At 43.7% G+C, this 11,764-nt stretch carries 11 protein-coding genes; 7 read left to right on the forward strand and 4 right to left on the reverse strand.

Going from position 1 to position 11,764, the window contains the following annotated elements; genetic code table 11:
• Positions 1–195: 195 nt before the first annotated feature.
• Both LG368_RS10830 and gabT read left to right on the forward strand, forming a co-directional pair.
• A complete protein-coding gene (locus LG368_RS10830; protein WP_226754736.1) occupies positions 196–1,662 on the forward strand; it encodes an NAD-dependent succinate-semialdehyde dehydrogenase in 1,467 nt (488 codons plus the stop codon).
• A 93-nt stretch (positions 1,663–1,755) separates the two neighbouring features.
• Positions 1,756–3,036, forward strand: coding sequence for a 4-aminobutyrate--2-oxoglutarate transaminase (gabT, locus tag LG368_RS10835; RefSeq protein WP_226754737.1), 1,281 nt, complete (start codon positions 1,756–1,758; stop codon positions 3,034–3,036).
• 123 nt (positions 3,037–3,159) lie between these two features.
• On the opposite strand, the gene LG368_RS10840 is transcribed toward gabT, so the two are convergent.
• Positions 3,160–4,095, reverse strand: a complete 936-nt coding sequence (locus LG368_RS10840; RefSeq protein ID WP_226754738.1) for a LysR family transcriptional regulator — start codon at positions 4,093–4,095, stop codon at positions 3,160–3,162.
• A 561-nt stretch (positions 4,096–4,656) separates the two neighbouring features.
• On the opposite strand from LG368_RS10840, the gene LG368_RS10845 reads away from it, so the two are divergent.
• From LG368_RS10845 to LG368_RS10855, 3 genes are all read left to right on the forward strand, one after another.
• A complete protein-coding gene (locus LG368_RS10845; RefSeq protein WP_226754739.1) occupies positions 4,657–5,682 on the forward strand; it encodes a TRAP transporter substrate-binding protein in 1,026 nt (341 codons plus the stop codon).
• A gap of 77 nt (positions 5,683–5,759) precedes the next feature.
• Positions 5,760–6,323 carry a TRAP transporter small permease subunit gene (locus LG368_RS10850; RefSeq protein ID WP_226754740.1) on the forward strand — a complete coding sequence of 188 codons (564 nt, stop codon included), beginning with the start codon at positions 5,760–5,762 and terminating at the stop codon, positions 6,321–6,323.
• Positions 6,320–7,639 carry a TRAP transporter large permease gene (locus LG368_RS10855; RefSeq protein ID WP_226754741.1) on the forward strand — a complete coding sequence of 440 codons (1,320 nt, stop codon included), beginning with the start codon at positions 6,320–6,322 and terminating at the stop codon, positions 7,637–7,639. Before LG368_RS10850 ends, LG368_RS10855 begins: the two co-directional genes overlap by 4 nt.
• A 101-nt stretch (positions 7,640–7,740) precedes the next feature.
• Here LG368_RS10855 and lhgO read toward each other — a convergent pair whose 3' ends face one another.
• Together lhgO and glaH are read right to left on the reverse strand one after the other, a co-directional pair.
• A complete protein-coding gene (gene lhgO, locus LG368_RS10860; RefSeq protein ID WP_264194039.1) occupies positions 7,741–8,946 on the reverse strand; it encodes an L-2-hydroxyglutarate oxidase in 1,206 nt (401 codons plus the stop codon).
• A 119-nt stretch (positions 8,947–9,065) separates the two neighbouring features.
• Positions 9,066–10,022, reverse strand: coding sequence for a glutarate dioxygenase GlaH (glaH, locus tag LG368_RS10865; protein WP_226754742.1), 957 nt, complete (start codon positions 10,020–10,022; stop codon positions 9,066–9,068).
• A gap of 209 nt (positions 10,023–10,231) precedes the next feature.
• Between glaH and csiR the strand changes: the two genes are divergently transcribed.
• Complete coding sequence (gene csiR / locus LG368_RS10870; protein WP_226754743.1) at positions 10,232–10,930, forward strand: DNA-binding transcriptional regulator CsiR; 699 nt, start codon at positions 10,232–10,234, stop codon at positions 10,928–10,930.
• A gap of 63 nt (positions 10,931–10,993) precedes the next feature.
• The gene (locus LG368_RS10875; protein WP_226754744.1) at positions 10,994–11,506 is read left to right on the forward strand and encodes a GNAT family N-acetyltransferase; all 513 of its coding nucleotides are present in this window, start codon (positions 10,994–10,996) and stop codon (positions 11,504–11,506) included.
• A gap of 41 nt (positions 11,507–11,547) precedes the next feature.
• On the opposite strand, the gene LG368_RS10880 is transcribed toward LG368_RS10875, so the two are convergent.
• Positions 11,548–11,764: hypothetical protein (locus LG368_RS10880; RefSeq protein ID WP_226754745.1), on the reverse strand; the 217-nt coding region annotated here is incomplete at its 5' end.

Raw genomic sequence — 11,764 nt, forward strand, 5'->3', positions numbered from 1 at the left:
CCTTTGTTTTATATAGCCTTATTTACTAAATCGCCCATCTTCTCTGCAATGTTTGAATAAGATCAAACATTGAATTGATTGCTGCGCATTTTTCAAATGCTGTCCATTGCCTACTATCAATGCCACGTAAACATGCAAGGTTGTGGCATGATTTACTTTTTCACTCAACCTTTGCTGTCAATTTTGGAGTACCTCATGCAAACCAAGTTATCTCAACCGGCTTTATTAAAAAATCAGTCTTACATCAATGGCGAATGGGTCTCAGCGACATCTGGCAAAACCTTCCCTGTTACTAACCCAGCCAATGGCCAACACCTGATTGATGTTGCTGATTTAGGGGCAGATGAAACCACACAAGCGGTTGAAGCAGCCAATATGGCACAAAAAGCTTGGCAAGAACGTACTGCAAAAGAGCGTGCGACCTTGTTACGTCGTTGGAATCAGCTGATTCTTGATAACGTAGAAGATTTAGCCACTTTAATGACGCTGGAACAAGGCAAGCCTTTTGCTGAAGCCAAAGGCGAAGTAGCCTACGGTGCCGCTTTTATTGACTGGTTTGCCGACGAAGCGCGCCGTTTAAATGGCGACGTCATTCCAACCTTTGCCAAAGACAAGCGTGTCTTAACCATCAAACAACCTATTGGCGTTGTGGCTGCGATTACACCTTGGAATTTCCCTATTGCCATGATCACTCGTAAAGCGGGCCCAGCATTGGCAGCAGGCTGTACGATTGTGCTTAAACCGTCTGAAGAAACCCCATTGTGTGCACTTGCGCTTGCGGAACTCGCCCATCAGGCTGGCATTCCAGCGGGTGTGTTGAATGTGGTTGTAGGTAAAGATGCCAAAGCGATTGGCGGCGTGTTAACCGGCCATCCAACCGTTCGTAAATTGTCTTTTACTGGCTCAACACCCGTCGGCAAATTGCTGCTGTCTCAGTGTGCACAAACCGTCAAACGTACTTCTATGGAGTTGGGTGGCAACGCACCTTTTATCGTGTTTGATGATGCCGACCTAGATGCGGCAGTAGAAGGCGCTATTGCTTCCAAATACCGCAACGCAGGCCAAACCTGTGTCTGTGCCAACCGTATTCTTGTACAAGAGGGAGTTTATGACGCCTTTGCAGAAAAGCTCGCGAAACGTGTAGCGACCTTTAAAACTGGCGAAGGGTTTTCTGATGGCGTCACGATTGGGCCATTGATCAATGTCGCCGCCGTTAACAAGGTAGAAGAGCTGGTCAAAGAAGCGGTCGATAAAGGAGCAAATGTCTTAATCGGGGGATCAAGAGCATCCAGCCTTGGCACACAATTTTTCGAACCGACTATTTTGACCGGTGTGACAGAAGACATGGCAATATTTTCAAATGAAATTTTCGGCCCTGTTGCTCCCTTGTTCAAATTTTCCACAGAAGAAGAAGCCGTTGCCATGGCAAACAATACCCCATTTGGCTTGGCTTCGTACTTCTATTCCCAAAATATGTCCCGCGCTTGGCGAGTGTCTGAAGCATTGGAATACGGCATGGTGGGCGTCAATGAAGGACTCATTTCCAATGAAGTGGCGCCTTTCGGTGGCGTAAAAGAATCCGGCAGTGGCCGTGAAGGCTCTGAATACGGGATCGATGAATATATCGAAGTTAAATACCTGTGCATGGGCGGACTTGCTTAAAAGCCTTACTGGCTTTCGTCAAAATACTCTTTTCAATACTGACTCTCTTGATAGCCTAATGACAGAGAGTCGCTTATCAACTAAGGTGAGAAAATGAACAACGCAGATTTACAACAACGCAAAGAAGCCGCTATAGCGCGTGGACAAGCAAATATGGCACCTGTTTACGTGGACCGTGCTTTAAATTCTGAAGTATGGGACGTTGAAGGTAACCGTCATATTGACTTTGGTGCAGGTATTGCCGTGTTAAACACAGGTCATAACCACCCAAAAGTCAAAGCGGCTGTACTGGCACAAATGGAACGCTTTACTCACACCTGTGTCATGGTCAACCCCTATGAATCTGCCGTTGCCTTAGCGGAAAAACTCAATGCCGCCGCACCTGGAAACACACCGAAAAAGTCTATTTTTGTGACAACGGGCGCAGAAGCCGTAGAGAACTGCGTTAAAATCGCCCGCGCTCATACAGGACGCCCTGGTATCATCGCGTTTAACGGTGGTTACCACGGTCGAACCAACATGACCCTCGGTTTAACGGGTAAAGTTGCGCCTTACAAAATTGGCTTTGGTCCCTTCCCAAGTGATATCTATCACGTTCCTTATCCAAACGATTACTTGGGTATTACGGAAGATCAAGCTTTTGCTGATTTACAAATGCGCTTCACGTGCGATATTGAAGCCTCTCGCGTTGCCGCTATTTTAATTGAGCCTGTTCAAGGCGAAGGTGGTTTCTACAAAGCATCGTCTAGCTTCTTACAGAAATTGCGCGCTTTGTGTGATGAGCACGGAATTTTATTGATCATTGATGAAATTCAATCTGGATTTGGTCGTACAGGGACGCTTTTCTGCCATGAACAGGCCGGTGTAGAAGCGGATCTAATGACCACAGCAAAAGGCATCGCTGCGGGTATGCCACTCGCTGCAGTAGTTGGTAAAGCTGACATTATGGATGCACCAGTTCCTGGTGGTTTAGGTGGAACATACGGCGGGTCTCCTGTTGGTTGTGCAGCAGGTCTTGCGGTATTTGATGTCATTGAAGAAGAAAAACTGTGTGATCGTGCGACAGAAGTAGGGGCTTACTTTGTTAAACACCTTACTGAAATCCAAGCAGAATATCCCCAGTTAATCGGTGATGTACGTAATGCCGGTGCAATGATTGCTATTGAGTTTGTCCACGACGGTGATGTTAATAAACCTTACCCAGAGCTTGCTAAAAAACTGCCTGCTATTGCAGCAAAACACGGTTTGATTTTGCTCGCTTGTGGTATTCGCGGTAACGTTATTCGCTTCTTGCCAGCTTTAACCATCGAAATGGATCTTATAGACGAGGGCATGGACATCTTTAAAGCATGTCTTAAAGAAGCACTCGCCTAAGCTATCATCGTTCTGTTCTGAACAGTTTTCTAAAAGCCATCCTGTACCATTGTAGGGTGGCTTTTTACTTTTCTGCTGCTGTTTCTCTGCTTCTTTTTTACTTATGTTGCTCTCATAACCGCTTTAGTAGGGAGCGCGAAGATCTTTTACTGTCTCGTGTAATACTTCTAGAAACAATTCTCTTGGTCTGTTTGGCTGTGCAGTTTTCTTAGTTGCAACCGCAACCCCCAAATTATAATGGCGAGTGTTCACCGCAATGGGCACAATACGTCCTGATTTTACATAAGGTTCTGCGTATTGTTCTGGCAAAAAGCCAATGTACAAACCAGACAAAATCAGCGCTAAACGACTGTCATAAAAGTAACTAATACTAGACAGTTTCATTTGGTGAATTTGCTCACTCGCTTGTTCATGATATTTCAGCCCTGCATGAGACGCTGGGAAGGTATCCACTTGCTCTTCTTGTTCTTGTAGCGACAAAGAGGCAAGAGGGTGATCTTTTGTGGCATAGATACAACAACGATCATTGTATAAATGAATGTAATCTAAGCCATCTAACTTACGATGATAAGGAATAAAACCCACGTCCGCTTCGTCGTTTAATACCATTCTCTCAATGTTCGTCATCGAAGCCACATTGGTTGTAATAAACACTTCTGGTGCAACATTAGAGAAATGGCGAACGAGTTCGGGAAAATGACTGCGTGGATCTAAACTCACCTTATCTGACAAGGCGATGCGCAACTTACCGGTTAAACTGGCGTTTAAATTATTCACCGTGGTGCGAAACGCATCTAGCGACTCCAATAAATTCTCAGTCATCTTATAGATGATTGCCCCTTCTTCTGTTAGTGAGAAACCACCACGGCCACGTTTGCACAGCACCAAATTCAAACGAGACTCTAGGTTCGAGATATGCAAACTGATCGTCGATCGACCGATATTAAGCGATGTCTCAGCGGCTGAAAAACCGCCACAATCCACCACTGTTTTGAAGACTTTTAACTGCTTAATCTCGTAGTCACCCACTTGCCCTAGTGAATAATTTTTGACGCTCATGGCTTTTCCTACTTCCGATAAATAGAGGTTACATTTTTGAGTTTACAGGGATCTGGGTTACTTTGGTTGTAATCAACGATCTAACGTTAAAAAAATTGCTCTTAAAAGGCTCTCCCATATTTTTTGTTGATTAAAAACACCAGCGGATGCCATGGCAACATTGCTGTTGAAATACAACTCGTCACTGGCTTCAATATGCAAGTGGTCCATTATGGTGCGATATAAAACCCACTTAAGCATAGAGTAAAATAGGTCGAAAAAAGCAAATAAAGTGCATAGTTTTCAACACTATACATCATTATATCTCATCTAAGTCATTAGACTATTTCATATATTAAATGCACCAAAATGGTATTAATGGCACTGTATGCGTGCAACTACTTTCCCTACTCGTTTGATTTATATAGTTTTTTATAGCCTATGATTGTTTGGTAGCGACAAAACTTTAGATGAGTTTTGTGTGCTTTAACACCATTATGCTTTTTGAAAGTATCGACAGTGAGCCACAACATAAATAGATGTGTGATATTTTGTGCAATTTTATAAGACCGAGGAAATGCTATGATTAAAACGTTTCAACAAGTAAAAAAACAATTGATGGCGAGTTCATTAGCAGTCGCTTTAGGCCTAGGTGCAGTAGCGTCTACAGCACATGCAGCAGAACACAACTGGCGCTTTGCAAACCTGTACAATCGAGGCACAGCTTTCGGTGAAGTCTACCAAAACCTTGCAGACAACATTAACACCATGTCCAACGGTCGCATTAATGTACAGATGCTGTATGCCGGAGAAGGTGTTGGTCAAACAGGTATTTTAGGGTCTGTTAAGACAGGTTTAATTGCGATGGGTGCGCCTTTCCAATCAATGCATGCAGGTGAATTACCAGCAGGCGTGGTGGAAGTAGGCCTACCAGGTGGTACAGACGATGTTGGTGAGCTTTCTACCTTGTTTCATGAAAAAGGCTGGGCACCTATTTTAAAAGAAGCCTATGGCTCTCAAGGCCTAGTATGGCTCGACCCATATGTACAACCACCAGTATACGTCATTACTAAAGATCCGATCACGTCTGTTGAAGACTTCAAGGGCCTAAAAATTCGTGCTCCTGGTGCTTACGGTAAATTTTTACGCAACTTAGGTGCTTCACCCGTTTCCCTTTCTTGGTCTGAAATCTACACTAGCCTATCAACTGGCGTCATCGATGGTTCTATTGGTTCTAACATTATTGACCACCGCGACGGTAACCACGTTGAAGTAGCAAAATACATGTACCCATTACCGCTAGCTGGTGCACAAGTGTTGCCTATTGTGGTAAACCGTAATGCATGGAAAAAATTGTCTCCTGATCTACAAGCTATCGTGGAAGGTGCTACTGCCATTCATGCTCAAGAACAGATGACTAAATCCATTTTATGGGAATCAGAAGCCCTCGCAGATATGCAGGCAAAAGGGCTTAAATGGTCTCCAGAGCCAAGTGATGCAGATAAAGTCGCATGGAAAGAAGCGGGCATGGGTCTTTTAGATGAGTACGCTGCTTCTGACAAATACAGCAAGCAATTGATCGACGTTCTACGTAAAGAACAACAGTAATTCACCCGCGTTTATCAAAGCGGCTTTCTATATGAAAGCCGCTTTGTTTTTTTGACCCACCTTTACAGGTAAAAATAATGATAATGACTGCAATTAGACGCTATTGTCTAGGTGTCCACACGGTTGTGGCTTTCGTTGGAAACTCTGTTTCTTATCTTATGCCCGTATTAGCCTGTGTGGTAGCCTTTGAAGTTTTTTCTCGTTATATCTTGGATGAACCCACCATCTGGGCCTACGATGTGTCTTTGTTTCTGTTTGGCTATATTGCCGCTTTAGGCGGAGCTTATGCTCAACAGCAGCGCGCTCACATTAATGTGGACATTCTCTATAACAAAGTGAGTGCACGCACTAAAGGCATCTTCAACTTATTCTCTTTCGCTTTAGCGATGTTTTTTGTCGTTATTATCTGCAAGATGAGTATCGGTAAATTTGAAGAAGCTCTTGAGTTTAATTATCGCCGTCAAAGTGAGTGGGCGCCACAGACCCATCACTACTGGCTAATGATCACGGTTGCCTGTGTTCTTCTTATTTTACAACTTTCCAGTGATTGGATTAACTCATTTCATCAAGCAATAACCGGTAAGCCATTGTTGCTTGCACCATCGCAAGAATCGCAAGAGACACAGGAAGGTAACCCATGATTGGTATTGAAGCATTAACGGGGATTTTATTAGTCTGCATCATTGCTGCGTTTGCATTAGGTGCTCCCGTTGGGTTGGCGCTGGGCGGTATTGCCATGGGCATCGGCTATATAACGTGGGGGGACGCTTTATTTAACGTTATTCCTACCACCTTAGAATCTACCCACTTTAGTTTTATTTTATTGGCCATTCCTCTTTATATTTATATGGGCCAACTGCTCACACGTTCAGGCATCGGTGATGCTATGTTTAATGCCAGCCAAATGTTAATTGGCCGCATTCGTGGTTCTTTAGCGATCAGTGTTATCGTGGTGTGTTCCATGATTGGTGCCATGGTCGGTATCATAGGCGCGGGCATTATGACCTCAGGCAGTATCGCATTACGGCCAATGCTTGAGCGTGGTTACGATAAACGTCTTGCCTTGGGTGTCATCATGGCAGGCGGCGGCTTAGGGATCTTGATTCCCCCTAGTATCCCCATGATCATGTTTGCGTCCTCCACCCAAAACTCAGTCGGACGGATGTTTATTGGCGCTCTTGTTCCAGCGTTGATTACTATTGTCTTGTTAATCGCTTATGTGGTGATTTCATGTAAATTAAACCCTAAACGTGCACCGCTTGATGCCGTGCCAGATGTATTACCCACCGCCAAAGAGAAGCTATTGACCGCACGCGATGGTTTATTGTCTTTGCTGCTAATCGTTGCCGTACTAGGCAGTATTATCATGGGTATTGCCACACCAACAGAGTCAGGGGCAATAGGTGTAGTTGGTGCCATTGTGTTGGCTATCTTGTTCAAACGCTTTAAGCCAAGAATGGTACAAAAAGCAGGCATGCAAGCTGCCTTGTTAGTCAGTGTTGCTTTATGGATCATTGTCGGTGCGTCGGTGTTTAGTAACTTCCATTTATTAATGGGTGTGCAAAACATGGTGGCAGGCTTCACTCAGGACCTTGGTTTACCGCCCATTGTGATCATTATGCTGTTTCAGCTGATTATGTTGTTGTTGGGTTTCATTATTGATGAATTTATTATTGTTCTGATTTGTGCGCCTATTTTTACTCCTATCGCAGTAGCATTGGGCTATGATCCTATATGGTTTGGTATCTTAATGATCTTGAACATTGAAATCGCTGTGCAAACGCCACCTTATGGATTCGCCTTGTTCTATTTAAAAGGCATCGCACCGCCAGACGTCACCATGCTAGATATCTATAAGTCCATCTTGCCTTTTGTCCTGCTAAAACTGTGTGTCTTAATCACGGTGATGATGTTCCCAGAACTAGTGACTTGGTTGCCTGATCTACTAATGGATTAGCCCTCTTTGAACCATGTGTTATAGAAATAAAAAAAGAGCTTCAAAATGAAGCTCTTTTTTTATGCCATCAATACCTATCCCATCAATACAATGGTAAACACTTACTTCACGGCTTCTTCTACCTTGTCACAAATATAATCACCAATCGGAATGGCCGATGTGGCCGCTGGCGAAGGCGCATTGCAGACATGCAAACTACGTGGACTTTGCGCAAATAAGAAGTCATGAACCAGTGAACCGTCTTTCATGACAGCCTGTGCTCGAATGCCGGCGGGATAAGGCTGTAGATCTGATACGTTCAGTTGTGGACAATATTTTTGTACCATTTTTAGATAACCCGGTTTCCACAAAGAGTTTTTTGTTTCCACGAGGCCTGTACGCCAGTTATTTTTCAACACACGCCAGAAGCCGGAAAAACGCACCATGTCCGCAACATCTTTGATCGAGATATTAATGCGTCCGTAGCCTTCTCGTTTCCAACCTTGTACTGCATTAGGACCCACCGTCACACTGCCGTCGATCATACGCGTCAGATGTACACCCAAAAAAGGTAAGTCTGGATCAGGAATAGGGTAGATCAAGTGGTTAACAATATCGTTGTATTTTTCAGGTAACTTATAGTATTCGCCGCGAAACGGAATAATTTGAAAATCCGTCGGAATACCCAGCATTTTGGTGGTGCGGTCGGCCATTAGCCCTGAACAGGTAATCAAGAAACGCCCTTCAAACGTCTTTAACTGACCTTGATGGCGCGCTTCTACTGTGACCTTTTCTTCAGTTTCAGTGAGTCCTGTTACCTCATGGTTTAACAAGGCCTCACCACCCAACTCAACAAATTCTTCGGCCATATGAGTTGTGACTAACTGATAATCTACAATGGCAGTGTCTTTAACAAAAAAACCACCTAAACCAACGATGTTTGGCTCACGCTGCTTTAGTTGCGTCGCGTCGAGCATTTCGACATCTAGCCCATTTTCTTTACAGCGTTCAAACAAGGCTTTCATGCGTTCAACTTCAAGATCGGTTGTCGCCACCAAAAGCTTGCCACACTGGTCGTAGGGTATGTTTTTACGGTCGCAAAATGCCATCGTCGCCGACACACCTGCCTTACAAAAGCGTGCTTTCATGCTGCCTGGTGCATAGTAAACACCTGCATGAATCACCCCACTGTTGTGGCCGGTTTGATGCTTGGAGTACACCGACTCTTTTTCAAGTAACAATACTTTTTTGTCTGGGTGGCGCTGTCTTAGTTGCCATGCCGTGGAGACACCCACAATACCGCCACCAATTATTATAAAATCGTACATTATTTTGCTCTCAAATTACTGATAATTCTTCATCATATGGAAACAAAAACAGCGACGAAGTCGTTACTTAGTCGCTGTTTTTCTTTTACATTGTCATCCTTTGCTTCGATGCAAAAGCATTAGTTGGTAAAGTGGCCTCGTTGACGAAGCAACTCACGACATAGGTCAGGGTGTGGCACAAACTTATCACGGCCGTGTAACCAAAAGTGATTATGAATCACCAGCATAGAGCCCACAGGTACGGGTACAGACAAGCAATTTTGTTCCGCTTCTAATGACTCGCCCATTTCATACAGATACTTACCTTGTTCTTTATTACTAGGCTCAGCGAATTGATCAATGTACAGCATCAATGGTTTGCCGTCAGCGTCTTCTTCAAAAAATACAGGGTGCTCAACCTTAGTATCAACGTTTTTAGACTTTGGTGCTCCCCAAACGATGTCTTGTTTGGCTAGAGGGTGCTTAGCGAATGTTTCTAAGTCTTCCCAATCGTCCAAATGCAGTATCAAAGAATTACCGCCTTCCATATTTTCTTCTTTTAGTTTCTGCATCAAAACATAATCCGTACGCTCATTAACGTACGTTCCATCGTTGTGCAGTTCCATACGACGGTGAGGTTTACGCAGATAACTGTCTGAACTGTCAACGTTACGTACTGTAAAGCGTGCGTAGTATTGGCCATACATCGCATCGTGGTTGGACAAACCAACCAAGTGGGAAATAGCGGTTGATAATTTCACATTAAATTCGGTACGCGCCTCTTCGCTATCACCAACACCAGGATCGCCTGCGTAATCCAATAAAAACGCTCCTGTTTCACGGTCGCGGATGATATCGTTAAGTACGGCACTCAAAGTCTGATTGGTGATCTTGTCTAGGCGATCCGCTACTTCAAAACGCAAAAACGGCTTGTATTCAATGGCTTGCACCGTCCACTCTGCAACAGACTCTGCAAATGCCTTCGTCGTCTTTTCATCTAGCATAACAACTTTTAAACGCTTACTAGCAGGGGAATCTGTTACAGAAAACCCATGCATTTCTGTGGCAGTAGCGTGCTCTTTCATCATTGTACTCATGATCTCTCTCCTGTTATTTTTGTTGTGCAGTAAAACATCTGTATTTTATAAAAACATCTACATTTTGATCTAATGTAATCTATTTAAACGAAACGTCAAGCATTTTATAGAATGTTGCTTAACTATTTCTACGTCTTCACATAGAATGCAAACAGCTAAAAAAAGATTGATATGGTTTAGGTTTAAAGCACATTAAAACGAGCACAAAAATGAAAAGTAATGAAAGTATCAGCGTTGACAGCAAAGATAATTCTGCCTCTCAGGTTTTAGGGGCATTAACACATGATATTTTGACGGGATACTTTCAACCTGGTGAAAAATTACGTATGACTCGACTGAAGGAGCGATATGAGGTTGGAGTCGGACCATTGCGGGAGGCACTGTCACAACTGCTTGTTAAACAACTCGTCATCGTCGAAAACCAACGGGGCTTTAGAGTACATCCCATTTCTAAAGCCGAATTAGTTGATATTTATGAGACTCGCGCCGAAATTGAAGCGCTATGTACTCGTTTTGCTATAGAACGAGGAGGGGATGAGTGGGAAGCGAATATTGTAGCCTGCGCTCATAAAATGAAACTTCACGCGGACCAACTGGAAAAAGAGCCACATACTTGGGAGCAATATCACCATGACTTCCATACCGCGATCGCTGAAGGTTGTCGTTCATCTGCACTGTTACAAGTCAGAGCTGACCTGTATGAGAAAGCGTCTCGCTATCGGAATTTATGGCTAAAGAAAAATATGATTGACCTTGCTGTGTTTGATGCAAATAAAAAAGAACATGAAGCACTTGTTAGCGCACTCTTAAAAAGAGACGTTGAAACAGCAACAGACCTTATTCGTCAGCATATTTTGAGTCCAAGTGTGATCTTACAGGCAACCGCTGTCATTGATACTTCAATGTAAACGACCACTTTTACTGACTGTTTTGCTTCTTATATCAACCTATCATAAAGGCTAAAAAACATTATGAGCGTCATACCGACCCCGCATCCTTCTTGCACTATCCGACACGCTTCTCCGAAAGACTCAACACTGATCGTAGATTTTATGAAAGAGTTGGGCACATTCCAAAAAATGGCCGACAAGATCACAGCAACACCTAAGAGTATCGAGCGCTTATTAGAATCAGGGGGAGGTGAGGCCGTTTTTATATCCTATGATGAGGTCGATATTGGTTTTGCCTATTTTTATCAGAAAAGCTCCGCATTTACTGGCCGCTCGGGCCTATATCTTGATGCACTTTTTATTCGACACTCGCAACGGGGTCAAGGTATAGGCAATATCATGATGCAATTTCTAGCGAAACATGCACTGTCAAAGGGGTGTGAGTTTTTAGAATGGGGTTGTTTAGATTGGAATACCCCTGCAATTGATTTTTACCAAAAGCAGGGAGCCTACTGCATTGATAACATGCGAATTTACCGCTTATCCCCAGATGACTTAGAAAACCAAGCCAACCTATTTCAGAGCCAGTCATAGCAGACATGACAACAAATGTAGGACTTATGCTTCATCATTTTTTAGGCAAGGATACCTCCTGCTTTAGCGGGAGGAGGAATTGCTTGCACCCTCCATTTTTGAGTTAATGTGGTGGTCCGTGCTTTAATTCTAACTGCGCTTTTCTTGACGTTCGCGCTGGCGTGAACGGTTTCGCCAGTGATTGTTTCTAATGCAAAATAGCCAGAGCTTCGCTTGCCTTTAACGAACCCATCACCTTGGGGCGTGGAGATAAAGTCA

The sequence above is a fragment of the Marinomonas algarum genome, from assembly GCF_020532605.1.
Taxonomy (GTDB): domain Bacteria; phylum Pseudomonadota; class Gammaproteobacteria; order Pseudomonadales; family Marinomonadaceae; genus Marinomonas; species Marinomonas algarum.

What these genes read in the sequence shown, in the direction of transcription:
- LG368_RS10830 (WP_226754736.1), top strand. Translation starts at nt 196, where the DNA reads ATGCAAACCAAGTTATCTCAACCGGCTTTATTAAAAAATCAGTCTTAC.
- gabT (WP_226754737.1), top strand. Translation starts at nt 1,756, where the DNA reads ATGAACAACGCAGATTTACAACAACGCAAAGAAGCCGCTATAGCGCGT.
- LG368_RS10840 (WP_226754738.1), bottom strand. Translation starts at nt 4,095, where the DNA reads ATGAGCGTCAAAAATTATTCACTAGGGCAAGTGGGTGACTACGAGATT.
- LG368_RS10845 (WP_226754739.1), top strand. Translation starts at nt 4,657, where the DNA reads ATGATTAAAACGTTTCAACAAGTAAAAAAACAATTGATGGCGAGTTCA.
- LG368_RS10850 (WP_226754740.1), top strand. Translation starts at nt 5,760, where the DNA reads ATGATAATGACTGCAATTAGACGCTATTGTCTAGGTGTCCACACGGTT.
- LG368_RS10855 (WP_226754741.1), top strand. Translation starts at nt 6,320, where the DNA reads ATGATTGGTATTGAAGCATTAACGGGGATTTTATTAGTCTGCATCATT.
- lhgO (WP_264194039.1), bottom strand. Translation starts at nt 8,946, where the DNA reads ATGTACGATTTTATAATAATTGGTGGCGGTATTGTGGGTGTCTCCACG.
- glaH (WP_226754742.1), bottom strand. Translation starts at nt 10,022, where the DNA reads ATGAGTACAATGATGAAAGAGCACGCTACTGCCACAGAAATGCATGGG.
- csiR (WP_226754743.1), top strand. Translation starts at nt 10,232, where the DNA reads ATGAAAAGTAATGAAAGTATCAGCGTTGACAGCAAAGATAATTCTGCC.
- LG368_RS10875 (WP_226754744.1), top strand. Translation starts at nt 10,994, where the DNA reads ATGAGCGTCATACCGACCCCGCATCCTTCTTGCACTATCCGACACGCT.